Annotated in this window: 14 protein-coding genes and 1 riboswitch; of the genes, 9 read left to right on the forward strand and 5 right to left on the reverse strand. The window is 48.8% G+C overall.

From position 1 onward, the window contains the following. The first annotated feature begins 28 nt into the window (after positions 1-28). The 4 genes from MKQ68_RS15705 to MKQ68_RS15720 all read left to right on the forward strand — a co-directional run bounded on the left by MKQ68_RS15705 (position 29) and on the right by MKQ68_RS15720 (position 7,127). Positions 29-2,407 carry a ribonucleoside-diphosphate reductase subunit alpha gene (locus tag MKQ68_RS15705; RefSeq protein WP_264279946.1) on the forward strand — a complete coding sequence of 793 codons (2,379 nt, stop codon included), beginning with the start codon at positions 29-31 and terminating at the stop codon, positions 2,405-2,407. A 136-nt stretch (positions 2,408-2,543) separates the two neighbouring features. Next, positions 2,544-4,232, forward strand: coding sequence for an arylsulfatase (locus tag MKQ68_RS15710; protein ID WP_264279947.1), 1,689 nt, complete (start codon positions 2,544-2,546; stop codon positions 4,230-4,232). Between the two features lie 305 nt (positions 4,233-4,537). After that, entirely contained in the window at positions 4,538-5,014 is a 477-nt protein-coding gene (locus tag MKQ68_RS15715; RefSeq protein ID WP_264279948.1) for a GNAT family N-acetyltransferase, read from the forward strand. A gap of 73 nt (positions 5,015-5,087) precedes the next feature. Continuing rightward, positions 5,088-7,127, forward strand: coding sequence for an ATP-binding protein (locus MKQ68_RS15720; RefSeq protein WP_264279949.1), 2,040 nt, complete (start codon positions 5,088-5,090; stop codon positions 7,125-7,127). Here the strand turns inward: MKQ68_RS15720 and MKQ68_RS15725 are convergent. Continuing rightward, positions 7,067-7,456 (reverse strand): hypothetical protein, encoded by a 390-nt coding sequence (locus MKQ68_RS15725; RefSeq protein ID WP_244840380.1) that lies wholly within the window; start codon positions 7,454-7,456, stop codon positions 7,067-7,069. The genes MKQ68_RS15720 and MKQ68_RS15725 overlap by 61 nt on opposite strands. 120 nt (positions 7,457-7,576) lie before the next feature. Here MKQ68_RS15725 and MKQ68_RS15730 point away from each other — a divergent pair, with 120 nt between their 5' ends. After that, positions 7,577-8,398, forward strand: coding sequence for a retropepsin-like aspartic protease (locus tag MKQ68_RS15730; protein WP_264279950.1), 822 nt, complete (start codon positions 7,577-7,579; stop codon positions 8,396-8,398). Positions 8,399-8,464: 66 nt separating this feature from the next. On the opposite strand, the gene MKQ68_RS15735 is transcribed toward MKQ68_RS15730, so the two are convergent. Both MKQ68_RS15735 and MKQ68_RS15740 read right to left on the reverse strand, forming a co-directional pair. Beyond that, positions 8,465-9,646, reverse strand: coding sequence for a homoserine dehydrogenase (locus MKQ68_RS15735; RefSeq protein ID WP_244840382.1), 1,182 nt, complete (start codon positions 9,644-9,646; stop codon positions 8,465-8,467). Between the two features lie 2 nt (positions 9,647-9,648). Next, positions 9,649-10,827 (reverse strand): trans-sulfuration enzyme family protein, encoded by a 1,179-nt coding sequence (locus MKQ68_RS15740; RefSeq protein WP_264279951.1) that lies wholly within the window; start codon positions 10,825-10,827, stop codon positions 9,649-9,651. Positions 10,828-10,979: 152 nt separating this feature from the next. Continuing rightward, a riboswitch (SAM riboswitch) is annotated at positions 10,980-11,095 on the reverse strand. Between the two features lie 116 nt (positions 11,096-11,211). On the opposite strand from MKQ68_RS15740, the gene MKQ68_RS15745 reads away from it, so the two are divergent. Then, positions 11,212-12,492: a DUF2851 family protein gene (locus tag MKQ68_RS15745; protein WP_264279952.1), complete on the forward strand. Its 1,281-nt coding sequence runs from the start codon at positions 11,212-11,214 to the stop codon at positions 12,490-12,492. A 146-nt stretch (positions 12,493-12,638) separates the two neighbouring features. Here the strand turns inward: MKQ68_RS15745 and MKQ68_RS15750 are convergent, their stop codons facing one another. Then, a complete protein-coding gene (locus MKQ68_RS15750) occupies positions 12,639-13,046 on the reverse strand; it encodes an OsmC family protein (RefSeq protein ID WP_264279953.1) in 408 nt (135 codons plus the stop codon). A gap of 137 nt (positions 13,047-13,183) precedes the next feature. Here MKQ68_RS15750 and MKQ68_RS15755 point away from each other — a divergent pair, with 137 nt between their 5' ends. Together MKQ68_RS15755 and lipA are read left to right on the forward strand one after the other, a co-directional pair. After that, entirely contained in the window at positions 13,184-14,011 is an 828-nt protein-coding gene (locus MKQ68_RS15755) for a hypothetical protein (RefSeq protein ID WP_264279954.1), read from the forward strand. Positions 14,012-14,041: 30 nt separating this feature from the next. Then, positions 14,042-14,935, forward strand: coding sequence for a lipoyl synthase (gene lipA, locus MKQ68_RS15760; RefSeq protein ID WP_264279955.1), 894 nt, complete (start codon positions 14,042-14,044; stop codon positions 14,933-14,935). Between the two features lie 62 nt (positions 14,936-14,997). Here lipA and MKQ68_RS15765 read toward each other — a convergent pair whose 3' ends face one another. Further along, positions 14,998-15,480 carry a CPCC family cysteine-rich protein gene (locus MKQ68_RS15765; protein ID WP_244840388.1) on the reverse strand — a complete coding sequence of 161 codons (483 nt, stop codon included), beginning with the start codon at positions 15,478-15,480 and terminating at the stop codon, positions 14,998-15,000. A 90-nt stretch (positions 15,481-15,570) separates the two neighbouring features. On the opposite strand from MKQ68_RS15765, the gene MKQ68_RS15770 reads away from it, so the two are divergent. Continuing rightward, positions 15,571-16,494: a phosphodiester glycosidase family protein gene (locus MKQ68_RS15770; RefSeq protein WP_264279956.1), complete on the forward strand. Its 924-nt coding sequence runs from the start codon at positions 15,571-15,573 to the stop codon at positions 16,492-16,494. Positions 16,495-16,559: the final 65 nt, after the last annotated feature.

The raw sequence follows: 16,559 nt of genomic DNA on the forward strand, positions 1-16,559 counted from the left end.
CTATTAACCACCCAATAAATTCGAGCAAATGTTTGTTATAAAAAGAGACGGTAAAAAAGAGACCGTAAAATTTGACAAAATCACTGCACGCGTAGAGAAGCTTTGCTACGGCCTGGCGCCGGAGTACGTTGATTCTATCGACGTGGCAAAGAAAGTGATCCAGGGTTTATACGATGGCGTAACCACCAGTGAACTCGACAACCTTGCTGCTGAAACAGCTGCATCGCTCACCACCAAACACCCAGACTATGCACTGCTGGCTTCCCGCATCGCGGTGAGCAACCTGCATAAAAATACCATCAAGTCATTCTCGAAGACGGTAAAAAATCTTTACGAATACCTTGATCCTAAAACCGGTAAATCTGCCGCACTCATCGCGGACGACGTATACGAAATCATCAGGAAGAATGCGGAGATCCTCGACTCCACGATCATTTATGACCGTGACTTCGGTTTCGATTACTTCGGTTTTAAAACACTGGAGCGCTCTTACCTGTTGAAAATTGATGGCAAGATCGCAGAACGCCCGCAGCACATGTTTATGCGTGTAGCCGTTGGTATTCACAAAGAGGATATCGAATCTGCCATCAAAACTTATCACCTGATGAGCGAGCGCTGGTTCACACACGCCACGCCTACTCTCTTCAACGCAGGTACACCTAAACCACAAATGTCATCCTGCTTCCTGCTCACCATGCAGGGCGACAGCATCGATGGTATTTACGATACGCTGAAACAAACTGCTAAGATCTCCCAGAGCGCTGGCGGTATTGGTCTCAGCATCCACAACATCCGCGCTACCGGTTCCTACATCAGCGGCACTAACGGTACCTCTAACGGAATCATCCCAATGCTGCGTGTATTTAACGATACCGCGCGTTATGTAGACCAGGGCGGTGGCAAACGTAAAGGCGCTTTCGCCATCTACCTCGAGCCATGGCATGCAGACGTATTCGAGTTCCTCGACCTGCGTAAAAACCATGGTAAAGAAGAGATGCGCGCCCGCGACTTGTTCTACGCCCTGTGGGTATCTGACCTGTTCATGAAACGTGTTGAGCAAAATGGCGACTGGAGCCTGTTCTGCCCACACGAAGCACCAGGACTGGCAGAATGCTGGGGTGAAGAGTTTGAAGCACTGTACGAGCAGTACGAAAAAGAAGGCCGTGCCCGCAAAACTGTGAAAGCACAAGACCTCTGGTTCGCTATCCTCGATGCACAGATCGAAACCGGTACACCTTACCTGTTGTATAAAGATTCTGCCAACCGCAAATCAAACCAGCAGAACCTCGGTACCATCAAGAGTTCCAACCTGTGTACAGAGATCATCGAGTACACTGCGCCGGATGAAGTAGCCGTATGCAACCTGGCATCCCTCGCGCTGCCACGCTTCGTGATCGACGGTAAATTCGATCACCAGAAGTTGTACGACGTTACTTACCAGGCTACCCTGAACCTGAACAAGATCATCGACAATAACTACTACCCGGTTGAAGAAGCACGCCGCTCTAACCTCCGCCACCGTCCGATCGGTTTGGGCGTTCAAGGTCTGGCAGATGCGTTCATCCTCATGCGTTATCCGTTTGAAAGCGAAGAAGCGCGTAAGCTGAACAGCGAGATCTTCGAAACCATCTATTTTGCCGCGATGACCGCTTCTAAGGATCTGGCAGCACAGGATGGTCACTACGAAAGCTACCCTGGCTCTCCTATTTCGAAAGGCATTATGCAGTTCGATATGTGGGGTGTAACACCAAGCCCACGTTGGGATTGGAAAGAACTGAAAGCGGAAGTAGCAAAAGTAGGTGTTCGTAACTCGTTGCTGGTAGCGCCGATGCCAACCGCATCTACCTCCCAGATCCTCGGTAACAACGAGTGCTTCGAGCCGTATACTTCTAACATCTACACCCGTCGTGTATTGAGCGGCGAGTTCGTGATCGTGAACAAACACCTGCTGAAAGACCTGGTAGACCTCGGCCTGTGGGATAATGATATGAAAAACCAGATCATTGCACACAACGGTTCTATCCAGAAGATCGAGCAGATCCCTTCACAACTGAAAGAGCTGTACAAAACTGTTTGGGAAATCAAACAACGTACGATCATCGATATGGCGGCCGACCGCGGCGCGTACATCTGCCAGAGCCAGTCACTGAACCTGTTCGTAGATACGCCTTCTGCAGCTAAACTGACCTCCATGCACTTCTACGCCTGGAAACAAGGTCTGAAAACAGGTATGTACTACCTGCGTACACAGGCAGCTACACAAGCGGTACAGTTCACCGTGGAAAAACAAGGCGGCCAGCAAATGCAGCCTGTTATTCAGCAAGGCGGCACCGAAACCGAAGAACTGGAAGTTCCGGTTGGCGCAGTTTGCACTATGGAAGAAGGTTGCGTAACTTGCAGCGCTTAATTTGCGATAACTATTCCCACTATAAAGAAGGCTGCCCGCAAAGGCGGCCTTCTTCTTTTTGTCCGATCATGTAAATAAATCGCATTAATACCCGAAAGCTTTTATATTAGCCAGCGACTACTCTAAACTCATTTACATGAAGTATATTAAACTGGCTATGGCCGCTATCATGGCGGGCGCCGGCGTTACTGCCGTGCTATCCTGGAAAACAGAAAAACCTGCCCCTCGCCCCAATATCATTCTCATTATGGCCGACGACCTCGGCTACTCCGACCTGGGCTGCTATGGTGGCGAAATACAAACACCCAACCTCGATTACCTCGCAAATAACGGCATCCGGTACACGCAGTTTTATAATACCTCGCGCTGCTGCCCTACCCGCGCTTCGTTGCTGACGGGTTTATACAACCACCAGGCAGGCATCGGCAAGATGTCTGAAAACGACAATACGCCTGGTTATAACGGCTACATCACTCCCAACACGGTTACTCTAGCGGAAGTACTTAAAACCGCCGGATACCGCACTGCAATGACCGGCAAATGGCATGTATCCAATACCGTTGTACAACCAACCCCGAAAGCGCAACTCGATTGGCTGAACCACCATACTTCCCACGAGTTGTTTTCTCCCATCGAACAATATCCGACGAGCCGCGGGTTCGACAAATACTTTGGCACCATCTGGGGCGTGATCGACTTCTTTGATCCGTTCGCCATGGTGAGCGGCACAAAACCGATTACTACCGTACCGGCCAATTATTACCATACAGATGCGATCAATGACACAGCTGTGGCGTATATTAAGGAGTACACGACCGCCAAAGAACCTTTCTTCCTATACATTGCCCATAACGCGCCACACTGGCCGTTACAAGCGTTGCCGGAAGACATCGCGAAATATAAAAACACCTATAAAGGCGGATGGGATGCCATTCGCAAAGCACGCTATGAAAAGATGGCGAAACTAGGATTGATCGACACTAACACCACTAAACTCTCTCGCCGCTGGAAAGACGACCTTTCGTGGGAAAACAATCCTGACAAAACCTGGGATGCCGAAGCCATGGCCGTACACGCCGCTATGGTCGATCGTATGGACCAGGGCATTGGTCGAATTATAGAAACCCTGCGGCAATCCGGCCAGCTGGATAACACCGTCATACTATTCCTTTCAGACAATGGCGCCAGTGCCGAAAACTGCGCCGCCTATGGCCCAGGCTTCGACCGCCCCAGCGAAACGCGTGATGGCCGTAAAATCGTGTACGCTACGAAGAAAGAAGCCATGCCCGGTCCGCAAACTACCTACAGCTCACTGGGGCAGCGCTGGTCGAACGTGGTGAACACCCCGTACGAATACTGGAAAGCTGAATCGTATGAAGGTGGCGTGCGTACGCCACTTATCGCCTTCTGGCCCAAAGGCATGAAAGCAAAGAAAGGCAGTTACAGCAACCAGGTAGGACATGTGATGGATTTTATGGCGACGTTCACGGAACTGGCGGGTGCGAAGTACCCGGCGGCCTATGAAGGCAGGACAATTACTCCAACCGAGGGCATAAGCCTCACGCCATCGTTTTACGGGAAGCGCTCTGCAGGGCATAAAACATTGTTTAACGAGCATTTCGGTGCCCGCTTCGCCCGCCAGGGCGACTGGAAGCTGGTGAGCCTGAGCAACGACACCACCTGGCATTTGTACAACCTCTCTGCCGACAAAACCGAAATGCACGACCTCGCCGGGAAACACCCGGAGAAAGTGCAGGAACTAGCCGGGTTATGGCGTGAGTGGGCACTGACGCACCAGGTGCTGCCAAAGCCGGGGCGTAAATAATGTTAAAATAGTATCATTCACCCAATTTATCCATGATATAACACACTTACGGCAAACCGCATCCACCGTAGATCCTACCAGGATCCTTGCTACATCCTTGCTAAGTTGTTGCTAACACCCTGCTGAAACAGGGTGTTTTTAGCAAGGATACAGCAAGGATGTAGCAGGGATGTAGCAAGGATGCGGGCAGCCTCTGGAAGGAAAAATGATACTATTTGCTCAAAAGAGAGACTGGCGCTGAAGGGTGTGACACAACGGCGGCTGCATAGCGGGTTGAAGCTCGTTACAAAATGTATCTTTGTCGCGTGATTTACAGGACTATACGTAAGGAAGACAACGAGCACCTGGCCGTCATCATACGGGCCGGCATTGCGGAATTTGACGTACCCACAGAGGGTACTGCCTACACCGACCCCACCACCGATGATCTTTTTACATTGTTTCAGGCGCCGGGTTCCGCGTATACCGTGGCAGAAGAGCATGGCCTCATTCTGGGCGGATGCGGCGTTTACCCGACCGCTGGTTTGCCAGGTGGCTACGCGGAACTGGTACGTTTCTTTTTAGCGGCTGAAGCGCGCGGAAAAGGCATCGGGCGTTTGTTAATGGAGCGTACTTTTGACATGGCCCGTGAGCTCGGGTATACACACCTTTATATCGAATCGTTTCCTGAAATGAAGAAGGCAGTAGGGATGTACGAAAAAGCGGGCTTTAATTACCTGGATAAGGCGTTGGGTAACTCGGGGCATTATGCGTGTAATGTGTGGATGGTGAAGGCGTTATAGCCGCGAAAGCAAGTGGAGAAATAGATTTTCCCGTTACTAAATAAATTAGTAACTAGCGTTAAATGATTTCCCCATGAAAAAAAAGGTTTCGGTCAGCGATAGTGGAATACAATCGTCAGGATTGCCCAAAGATTATATGGAGGCTGTGGCTGAATATATATGGAATGGGTTCGACGCTGCTGCGACTGAAGTAGCGTTAATTTTTGACACTAATGAAATAGGATCTCTCAATAGCCTTTCTATTCGCGACAACGGTATAGGTATCGATGCCTCCTCACTTGAAGACACCTTCGGTAACTTCAACGATTCCATCAAAAGAAATACCTTTCAGAAATCATCATCAAATGTTAAAGGCAATAAAGGGAGGGGAAGATTTTCCTTCGTAGCTTTTGGCGGTAAAGCTATATGGGAAACCGTATTTTTCGATAAATTATCTGACAAATACCTCGAATACGATATCACGATCTCCCGGCACTCAAAAGACTTCTACGATCCACAGAATCAGAAAATCTCTGCTAGTAAACTAACTGGTACAACCGTTACAATTACCGATTTGTTTGAGGTCACCGGTTTTTCTTTCCAGTCTGAAGAATTTAAAAGTTTTTTGGCCAGGGAATTTGGATGGTTCCTTTTGCTAAATCAGGAAAAACAATACCAGCTTACAATTAATAGTATACCTGTAGATTATTCCGACCTAATCATAGAGAAGGACGTAACAGTTATGTCGATTAAAGGATCCGACGGTCAGGAAAACGTCTTCAAAGTAACATTCGTCAGATGGAAAGAAAAGATTGGTGATAAATTTTATTTTTACTTTCTTAACTCCGGACAGAGAGAAGTTTTCAAAGACCTGACCTCTTTTAATAATAACGCCATCGGTTTCAATCACAGTATATATGTAGAATCACGATACTTCGACAAGTTTAATGCGAATGACGAACAACATTCCCAAAACTTATTTGAAAACAACAGGCAAAATGGTGTTTTCAAAACATTGATGTCTGCATTGCACAATGTTGTTCGCCGCAAACAAAAAGAGTTTGTATATGGCGAAGCAGCGACGAAATTGATTGACACGTACGAGCGAAACGGAGCCCTTCCTACGTTCAAAAACAACAAATACGATCAAGCCAGGAGAATCGATCTGATTAATGTGGTAAAAAGCCTTTACTGTATTGAGCCGAAGATTTTCCAGGGATTGAACAAAGAACAACAAAAGGTCAGTATCGGCCTGATCAATATCCTTCTTGATACCGATGAAAGGGAACATATCATCGAGCTAATTGGCCAGATTATCACACTCAACTCCGACGAACGGCAGCAACTGCTGAGTGTACTCAGGAAAACAACAGTAAGCCGGATAGCGAACACAGTAAACCTTATAGAACAGCGGTTTAAAACAATCGAATTATTGAAAGCGCTGGTGTTCGATATGAAAAAATTTACGACGGAACGCGATCATCTTCAGAAAGCGATAGAAGAAAATTATTGGATACTTGGAGAACAGTATAACATGGTATCGGCGAATGAAGGTTTCAATAAATTACTTTCTGCATATAATACATTCCTCGAACAGGATCTGAAAGGAAGCAAAAACAAAGTATCGTCGCAGGAAGCCAACAGGCGACCCGACATCTTCCTGGCTAGAAAACGGGCTATTGATGACGTAGAAGACAGTCAACATTTAATGGAAGAGAACCTGCTCGTTGAATTAAAACGGCCGGATGTTGTGATCGGAAAGGAACAACTACGACAGATTGAGGACTATCTTGATATTATCCGCCATGACGTGTCCTTCAACTCTCAAAAAAGATGTTGGAAGTTTTTCATCATCGGTAATAAACTGGACAACTATGTTCATGATCAATATTTATCCCAGAAAGAAAAGGGAAAAAAATTCCTGGTGAAGTCCGTTCAAAATTTTGAGATATATGCATATAGTTGGGATGACATATTTATGATGTTCGATTTACGCCATAAATTCCTTGTCGACAACCTTGAATTTGATAAAAATGTTATTAGAAAGGAGTTGATTGAAAAGGGAATTAATATTTACGCTGCCACTACTGAATCAGCTAACATCATAGTACATGAATTGACTGCCGGAAAATAGACTGTTATTTTGCTATAACTTTCGCAGCTGCTCGTAAATAAACGCCGCCTTCCACAGGCAGTATCCCTGTTAAAATGTATCCAAAGCCGGTCTGGCACATGACTGCTCATTAGCGGGCGATTGAAGCCATTGTACTCGCGATTGGTGACTACATGCCAGTTCGTGATGAAGTATGCCTTTTGATTGACTTCCACCACAAAGCCTGTTGCGCTGCCGAGGTAAACGGTATCGGCGAAAATGCGCACCAGCAGGCTGGAGCGGCTTGCGTAACTTACCTGCTGTGCCACTGCGATATGTGCAAACAACATCAGGGCGAAAAATAGCTTCATGGTTTAAAGATACATAACAGCCCTGTACCTGCACACAATGATCTGCCATTTCAGCCGGCGAAAGCGATAGTTCAGGTTTCACACCCGATGTATGGGCTTGTTTTTTGTGCACTGGCAGGAATGAATCTCAAACGTAACATCTCGGGTATACTTTTTTTGCTGCTTATAAGCTTCAACCACGCCCAGGCGCAGGATACGATCCGTTTGTTTAAGTATGCCGGCAACCTGAAGCAGGTGAGAGTGACAATTGCCGGCCGCACCTGCCACCTGCTGTTCGATTCGGGTGGCGGCTTCACCTTACTTTCTCCGGAACTTGCAGCGCAGGCAGGCAAAACGCCGTACGGACAGATGAGTGGCTTTCGCATGTCTGGTGAGAAAATAAATTATCAGCGGATTGACAGTATCACGATAGCGATTGGCAAACTCGATCTGTTTCATCCGGAGATGGGTGTGTGGGACCTTATGAGCATCCTTCCTGACGGCTTACCAAAGATTGATGGCGTACTGTCATTGAAATCGTTTGAAGGGCGCGTAGTGGAATTGGATCTGGGGAAAGACATGTTGATCTTACATGATGAGGCGCCCAGGCCTGGCAACCAATCAGCCTGGCAATCCATCTCCGCACGCTTCGCTACCGGCAATGAGGGTAACGAACTGACAATATTTCTAAACATCCTGCGCAATAATCGTAACTACTGGTTCCTGTTCGATTCGGGCAACATCGGCGCGCCGCTTCTTTCTTCCGCGACGGTGAACGAATGGCGGCTGCCTGCTGATAGTACGGGGTTATACGTTACGGATCTTGCGCCTTTGGCAAAGCAGGTAAGTTGTGAAAAACGGGATATCCTTTACGATGGCGCGCTTAACTTTGGCATTATCAGCCAGCGTCGTTTTTTGCTGGACTTGCGAAAAAGAAAAATATGGATGCACATACGTCATTGATAAAAAAAGCCTGCGTACTAACTCGCAGGCTTTTCTCTATTTATTCATGGCTGAATTGCATATAGCCTACTCCAACACCAGCAGGTTCACCTCTTTATTCTTCAACCAATTGGCTTCTTTCAGTTTCTGCAGGTTGATCACGCCTACTACATAACGGTAAGTAGGTGACTCGTACTTTTCAGAAATGTTATAGAAAGCAGAAAGATCTACCTGGTCCGGCGATTTGTAGCGGAGATACACTTTCAGTTGCACATCATTGGTAAAGATGGGCGAATTGTTCTGGATGATTTTTTTGTATTCGTAACGATAGTTGTACAACAGTGCGGAAATGTCGGACAGCACGGCGCTACCGGTTGCAGTACCACCTGCACCTTTACCTACGAAGAACTGTTTATCGGTAAAAGCGCTTTCCAGCAAAATACCATTGTACTCATTGTACACATCATACAGCAGGTTGTGTTCTTTGATGAGGTGTGGCAATACGTAAGCGTTTACATGGCCGTTAGACCTGCGGCAGGAGCCGATCAGTTTGATCGTACAACCGCGTTGTTTCGCGAACTGGATATCGAAATCGTTCAGGTGGCTGATGCCGAAGTTGTATACTTCTTCCGGCTTCACGAACGTACCAAAAGCGTGCAGTAACAGGATCACGATCTTAAACTTCGGATCATGACCTTCGATATCGAGGGTGGGATCTGTTTCTGCGAAGCCCAGGTCCTGCGCCTGTTGCAGGGCAGTATCGAAGCTCAGGTTATCCTCAAATATTTTTGTGAGGATGTAATTCGTAGAGCCATTACAAATGCCTTCTACTGCATTCAGCAGGTCGTTATCGTAGTATTCTTCCAGGTTACGGATGATGGGAATACTCGCGCAGCTGGATGCTTCGTACAGGAACGGCACCCTATTCTCAACCTGAAGCTGGTAGAGGGCTGGCAGGTTTTCTGCGATCATGCGTTTGCTGGCGCTTACTACTGCTTTGCCGTTGCGTAATGCAGTGCTTACGATCTGGTAAGCATCTTCTGTATTGTTGATCAGCTCAACTACCACATCGATAGTGGGGTCGTTAAGGATGTCGTTAGGATCAGTGGTGAAATAGCTGGCGTCGATAGGACGAGCTTTGTTCGGATCCTTGATACAGATTTTTTTGATGCGGGCATTGATGCCTTTCGTTCTGTTCAATACTTCGTATAATCCCTGGCCTACTACGCCAAATCCGAAAATACCGAGGTTAATGATCTTCTTTTCCATACTTATTGTAATACAGTAATTTGTTTTCCTAATGGTTGATTCAGTTTATCGAGGGCCTGTTTCAGGTCGTTGATGAGGTCTTCCACATCTTCGATACCTACGCTCAGGCGAATGCAGCTATCCTGTAATCCCGCCTTGCGGCGAAAGTCTTCGGGAATGATGCGATGCGTCATCGTTACCGGGTGTGCCAGCATACTTTTTACGCCGCCGAAACTTTCGGCCAGCTTAAACAGTTTGGTGCTGTTCACGATACGGATCGCGTTTTTAATATGATCTTCCTTGAGCGAAAAACTAACGATACCGCCGTAGCCCTTTTGTTGCTTGCGGGCGATATGATGGTTCTTGTGCGTGGCGAGTCCAGGGTAAAACACTTTATCTACCGCGGGATGCTCGTTCAACCATGATGCGATGGCCAGTGCATTGGCACTTTGTTTCTCCAACCGCAACGCCAGCGTTTCTATCCCGCGAATCGTAAGCCAGGCCTCGAACGGACTGAGAATACTTCCGGAAATATTCTGGTTAAAACGCAGCTGATCAGCTAATACTTTTGAGTTTACCACTACGAGGCCGGCAATAACATCTGTATGCCCCGCGAGATACTTGGAGGCGCTGTGCACCACGATATCCGCACCCAGCGGGATGGGCTTTTGCACCAGGGGCGTCGACATCGTATTATCTACCACCAGCAGGATATTATGCTGTTTGGCGATCTTACCGATCGATTTGATATCGGATATCTTCAACGTAGGATTGGTGGGCGATTCGAGCCAGATGATCTTCGTTTTGGGTGTGATCTTTTCCAGCACTTTATCCGTATCCGACATATCAACGAAATTCACCTTGATACCGAAACGTTCGAACATCGAATGGAAGATCTGGAAGATACCGCCGTAAGTATCTTCTACTGCCATGATCTCATCACCGGTTTTTAAAAGCTTCAAAACCGCGTCTATCGCGGCCATACCGCTGGCGAATGCGAAGCCTGCGTAGCCTTCTTCGAGGCTGCAGATCAGCTCTTCAAGCACTTTGCGGGTGGGGTTATTGGCGCGCGAAAACTCGAACCCCTTGTTAATGCCGGGCGACTCCTGCACGAAGGTAGACGTCTGGTAGATCGGCACCGATATAGCGCCGGTCAGCTCGTCTACCGGAATGCTGTGAATCAACTGTGTGGATGGTTTCATAAACGGCTTAAATGATTGGTATGATTTACGAAATCGGGATTCCTGAATATAGATTATCCAAAGTAGGCGGGAACGTAGGGGCACAAAAAAAGCCCTTCCGTGGTTGGAAGAGCTTTATGCTGATATATAGCGATAAATTTAAAATCTCTGCCAACTTATCTTTCCCCGGTATAAAACCAGGGCCGGAATTAGCACCTTTTCCCGAATAAATCCGGAATGGTTGCTAAGGCTTCGCAGGGCCAGTACCCTCTGCCTTTCTGGATAAGTAAATATTTAAGAACTGCGGTGCAAAGTTAACGGACTAGTAAGCATATTTCCAAATATGGGCGGTAGGAATTTTTTAGACCAGGGGAAAAATACTACTTTGATGTAAAGAGATTGAACATGATGAATGCAATTGTTAACCCCGTCCTCACCGAGGCGCTGCTGCAATATATATGGCAGGCAGGCCTTTTCCACCAGGACAACCTCACGACCATTACCGGCGAGCCGGTACGTATTATTCGCACCGGCACGTTGAACCGGGACAGTGGCCCCGATTTCTCGGGAGCGCTGATAAAAGTCGGCAATATCATGTGGGGCGGCAATATTGAGCTGCACCTCCAAGCATCCGGGTGGTATAAACACCGGCATCAGCACGACCTCAACTACCGCAACGTGGTATTACACGTGGTTTTTGAATTGGATGCGCCTCCTGATAAGCTGCCGCCTATCCCCTGTATTGAGCTGCAAAACCGTATCCCTAAAATCCTGCTTGAACGTTATCAGAAGCTGATGCGCGAACAGCGGTTCGTACCCTGCGAGCATCAGGCGGCGCAGGTATCTTCACTGGTATGGAGCAACTGGAAAGAACGGATGCTCGCGGAACGGTGGGAGTCGAGGGCGGCGGTGTTTGGCGGCTGGCTGGAGCAAACCCGCGGCAATTGGGAAGAAGTTTGTTTCCGCGCCGTAGCCCAGGCCCTCGGTATGCCTGTAAACGCCACGCCCTTCCTGCAGCTAGCCAGCATCACGCCCCACCTGATGCTCGTTCGGCATAAGCCCCACTTATTTCAACTGGAGGCCCTGCTATTCGGCCAGGCCGGCTTATTAGAGGGCGACATGCCCGATGCTTATTCGCGAAAACTGGCGCAGGAGTATGCCCATTTGCGACGTAAATACCGGCTACAATCCATGCCAGGTCACCTTTGGAAGTTTCTGCGGATGCGGCCGTCCTCCTTCCCGACGCTACGTATAGCCACGCTGGCAGCACTTATACATCAAACCAGTCATCTGTTTTCAAGGTTACTGGAGACTGACCACCCCGAGGAGCTTTTTCATGTTGAGTTGTCGCCGTACTGGCAGCAACATTACCGGTTCGGCAAAACCATGGACAAGCCGGCGGGAATCGGCACTGTAGCCATCCGGAATTTACTGGTGAACACCGTTTGTCCGTTACTATACCTGTATGCAAAACATAACAAAGTACCGCATCTGCACTTAAAAGCATTAAGGTTGATAGAAGGCCTGGAGCCGGAGGACAATGCCATTACCCGCAACTGGGAGACAATCGGCATCAAAAGCGAAAACGCGGTGGATTCACAGGCGTTGCTGCAGCTAAAGCAGCATTATTGTGAGCAGAAGCGGTGTTTGGAGTGCGCCGTGGGGACGAAGTTGTTAAGGGGGTAGGGTTGCTTCAGGTTGCAGAGGTTTGCGAAGCGCTTACACTGCTTTGCTGTCAGGTTACAAGGGTTTGCCAGCCGCTTACAGCAGTTAGCCTCCCCAAAAGCAAAAGCCGCCCCAATCGGCGGCTTTTGTTAATGCATTGCGTAAAACTACCAGTTAAACTTCACATCCTGCACGATATCCGGGTGGAGGCTTTTGGCCACGGGGCAGGTGAGTGCGGTGCGCTCCAGGATAGCGCGTTCCTTCTCACCCAGGCCATGGCCTGCGGGGAAAGTGATCTCCACGTTCACTCCTGTGATCCTGCGCGGGTCAGTACCCATAATTTTCAGGATGCTGATCTTCGTGCCATCAATATTCCAGTTATGTTGTTTGGCGCTGATGCCCATAAGCGTCATCATACAGGACCCCAATGCGCTCGACACCAGGTCGGTGGGAGAAAAACGTTCGCCCTTACCGTTATTGTCTACCGGTGCGTCCGTTTCTACTACGGTGCCGGAACGTACGTGTGTGGAGGTGGTCCTCAGTTCGCCATTGTATACTATCTCTGCGGTTTGCATTTACTTACGTTTTAAAACGTAAAATAAAGGGAAAAAACGGAGATACGGGCAACGTTTTGGCCCTAATTTATGTATGTTTGTATAGGAATAAAACATAAAACGTAAAGGCGCGTTTATAAAATATAATCCACCCGACTGTGAAAAAAACATACTTAATCTTACTGTTACTGCTCGCAGGTGGTACCTTGCAGGCACAAAGCAGCAAACAGACCAAAAAAGAAGAAAAGGAGCAGAGGAAACTAAAGCGCATTTCACTGTTTAAGGAAATTGAGGAGGGTGAAAATACCTACAACCGCGAATTTTCCATGGGCGGGCGCCTAAATACGGACGGGTGGAGCGGTTTCCTGGAACTGGGTTATAAAAAGACCCGTACCACCACCAACTACTTCCAGTTCGAATTTGCCGAAAAAAAGCACCCTAAACAGGACCGTGCTACCAATACCATCACTACCAACTTCGGCTGGTTCAACACCAACCCATACGTATACGGCAAACAAAACAACTTTTTTCAGGCTAAATTCGGTGCCGGCCAGCGTAAACTGATCGGTGGCAAAGGCAATAAAAACGGCGTGGAAGTGACCGGCGTGTATTACGGCGGCATCTCCTTCGGCCTTATGAAGCCTTATTACCTCGACCTCATGGAAACGCCCAACGACGTTAACAACCGCGAACAAACCAAATACACTTTCGAAGATCGCGACCGGTTCCTTAACCGTGAGCTGATCTACGGCGGCGGTGGCTTCTTCAAAGGTTGGGGTGAACTTAAGTTTGCACCAGGGCTGCACGCTAAATCCGGCCTCCGGTTCGACTGGGCCAGGTTCAATGACGTGATCAGCGCCTTGGAAGTAGGTTTAAATGCCGAAATTTACTCGAAAGAGGTGCCAATCATGGTGGAATATGATCCTAAACGCTTCTTTTTCAATGCTTACTTATCTTTACAGTTCGGAAAGCGCTGGAATAAGTAACTTTGCGTTTTAACAAAGCTAGGAATTGAGATGCAAGAACTACCCGTTATAGCAGCCGAACCAGCTGCACCAAGAGTGAAAAAGCCCGACTGGCTGCGCGTAAAGCTTCCCATCGGAGAAAGTTACAGGCAGGTAAGGAACCTGGTAGATACCCATAAATTACATACCATCTGCGAAAGCGGAAACTGTCCCAATATGGGCGAATGCTGGGGAGCCGGCACCGCCACCTTTATGATATTGGGTAATATCTGTACCCGCAGCTGCGGCTTCTGCGCAGTAGCCACCGGCCGCCCCGAAGCGGTTGATTGGGACGAACCACAGCGTGTTGCCGAAGCGATCATGCTGATGAAGGTGAAACATGCGGTAATTACCTCGGTAGACAGGGACGAATTGAAGGACGGCGGCTCCATCATCTGGGCCAACACCATCAAAGCCGTACGCGCCCTGAACCCGACCACTACCATGGAAACGCTGATCCCCGACTTCCGCGGACAGTGGGAAAACCTTCAGCGCATTATCGAAGTAGCCCCGGATGTGGTAAGCCACAACCTGGAAACGGTAGAGCGCCTGACCAAACAAGTAAGGATCCAGGCTAAATACCACCGCAGCCTGGAAGTGATCCGTCGCCTGAAAGAAGGCGGTATGCGCACGAAGAGCGGCATTATGCTGGGCCTCGGTGAAACCAAAGAAGAAACGCTCCAGAGCATGCAGGACCTCCGCGACAACGGTTGTGATGTAGTAACCCTCGGCCAATACCTGCAACCCACTCCCAAACACCTGCCGGTAGTACGCTTCGTACACCCCGACGAGTTTGCGGAACTGCGCGAAGCCGGTTACGCCATGGGCCTCGACTATGTAGAAGCGGGCCCGCTGGTACGCTCGTCTTACCATGCAGAAAAACACATCTTCAGCGGAAGAAAATAGGTTTAAATGATATAGAGAACGGCCGGTACTGGAGTACCGGCCGTTTTTGTTTTATTAGATCTTTACTTCCTTAAATACTGCTCCGGCTCCTCCGTCACGTTCACCTTATACTTCAAGTCAAACACACCCCATTCCTTGAAATTTCGCATGCCTTCATCAAGGGTCATCGCGTTTTCTTCGGAGAAGCGTTCGGGTTCGCAGCTGCCATCGTCTTCCCAGAAGCATACAGGGCAGATTTCCAGCTGCTCGCGGCGGGATATGGTGCGGTAACCACAGCAGCAGCAAGGTTCGTATAACAGCGGGGCGCCATCGATCTCGATCGGCTGCTGTTGATGTTGTGAGAGTTTTTGTTCGATGTATTCATTCGTTACCGCCAATAACTGCGACCGCAGGTAATGCACGGCATCCAGTTCTTCCGTAATGTTGCTTTCATCTGCCAGTCCGATCGTAGTGGCGATCGCTTTTCGTTCGGCGGCGGACAATTGCGCCAATCTTTGCCTGGCAAGCAGTTCCTCGGCATCTTCTCTTGGTATACGCGTCTTCATGTGCCCTTGGTCTATATATTTCATGGAAAATTAGCTATTAAATTTTACAAGCGGAAAAAATTGCTCCGGCCCCTATCCTATTTTCGCAGCATGAAAACGTCTCGCATCCTCATCATCGCGCTTACCTTTTTCTGCTGTTCCGCTCAGGCGCAATTACGCTGGCAGCCGTCCGAAAAACATAATGCCGGCCTCCCGTCAACCGTACGTGTTTATGAGACGACCGATTCGCTCGATGGCAAGGCTTTTCGGGCGTTTTACCTGGAGGCTGATCTGCACGATGAGCGGCTTCAGTTTTATACGAAAGTAGGTAACGGTAAACGTTACACGCCCACGCAGTACGCCACCCAGGAAGGCAGCGATGTACTGGCAGTAGTCAACACTACTTTCTTTTCCTTTGCTGATAACAGTAACCTGAACCTGGTAATACACGATGGCAAAGTGTTGGCCAACAACCCCAAAGCCCATTACAAAAAACGCTCCGCGACTGACAGTGTGATGGTATACCCCACCCGCGGGGCTTTCGGCATCGATAAACGCCGTAACGCAGATGTAGCCTGGGTTTACAACGTAGGCCGCAAACAACGGGCATATGCATATGACATGCCCAACACGGCCGCAAAGGAACCTGGTAAAAAAGGCGGCCATCGCTGGAAGATGAAAGAGGCCGTAGGCGGAGGACCGGTATTACTGAAAGACGGGCAACCTTTTATCACGTCAAAAGAAGAAGACCGCGCCGGCGGCCTGGAAGCCATGCACCCACGTACCGCCATCGGCTACACGAATACAGGTAAACTCTTCATCCTGGTAGTAGAAGGCAGAAACAAAGGCATTGCAGAAGGCGCCAACTTCCCACAGATGGCAAAGATATTCGCCGACCTGGGCTGCGTGGAAGCCTTGAACCTCGACGGCGGCGGATCCTCCTGCCTGTGGGTCAACAATCAAAACACGATTAAAACAGCCGACAAAGAAGGCCAGCGCCCGGTACCGGCGGTGTTGATCATTAAAAAGAAGTAGTCATTTACCGGACCTCAACGCCAGCACCCCATACCGGCGGTGCTGATCATCAAAAGAAATGGCTA

The sequence above is a fragment of the Chitinophaga horti genome (assembly GCF_022867795.2).
GTDB classification, from domain to species: domain Bacteria; phylum Bacteroidota; class Bacteroidia; order Chitinophagales; family Chitinophagaceae; genus Chitinophaga; species Chitinophaga horti.

What these genes read in the sequence shown, in the direction of transcription:
- MKQ68_RS15745 (WP_264279952.1), top strand. Translation starts at nt 11,212, where the DNA reads ATGATGAATGCAATTGTTAACCCCGTCCTCACCGAGGCGCTGCTGCAA.
- MKQ68_RS15710 (WP_264279947.1), top strand. Translation starts at nt 2,544, where the DNA reads ATGAAGTATATTAAACTGGCTATGGCCGCTATCATGGCGGGCGCCGGC.
- MKQ68_RS15750 (WP_264279953.1), bottom strand. Translation starts at nt 13,046, where the DNA reads ATGCAAACCGCAGAGATAGTATACAATGGCGAACTGAGGACCACCTCC.
- MKQ68_RS15730 (WP_264279950.1), top strand. Translation starts at nt 7,577, where the DNA reads ATGAATCTCAAACGTAACATCTCGGGTATACTTTTTTTGCTGCTTATA.
- MKQ68_RS15740 (WP_264279951.1), bottom strand. Translation starts at nt 10,827, where the DNA reads ATGAAACCATCCACACAGTTGATTCACAGCATTCCGGTAGACGAGCTG.
- MKQ68_RS15705 (WP_264279946.1), top strand. Translation starts at nt 29, where the DNA reads ATGTTTGTTATAAAAAGAGACGGTAAAAAAGAGACCGTAAAATTTGAC.
- MKQ68_RS15770 (WP_264279956.1), top strand. Translation starts at nt 15,571, where the DNA reads ATGAAAACGTCTCGCATCCTCATCATCGCGCTTACCTTTTTCTGCTGT.
- lipA (WP_264279955.1), top strand. Translation starts at nt 14,042, where the DNA reads ATGCAAGAACTACCCGTTATAGCAGCCGAACCAGCTGCACCAAGAGTG.
- MKQ68_RS15735 (WP_244840382.1), bottom strand. Translation starts at nt 9,646, where the DNA reads ATGGAAAAGAAGATCATTAACCTCGGTATTTTCGGATTTGGCGTAGTA.
- MKQ68_RS15765 (WP_244840388.1), bottom strand. Translation starts at nt 15,480, where the DNA reads ATGAAGACGCGTATACCAAGAGAAGATGCCGAGGAACTGCTTGCCAGG.
- MKQ68_RS15720 (WP_264279949.1), top strand. Translation starts at nt 5,088, where the DNA reads ATGAAAAAAAAGGTTTCGGTCAGCGATAGTGGAATACAATCGTCAGGA.
- MKQ68_RS15725 (WP_244840380.1), bottom strand. Translation starts at nt 7,456, where the DNA reads ATGAAGCTATTTTTCGCCCTGATGTTGTTTGCACATATCGCAGTGGCA.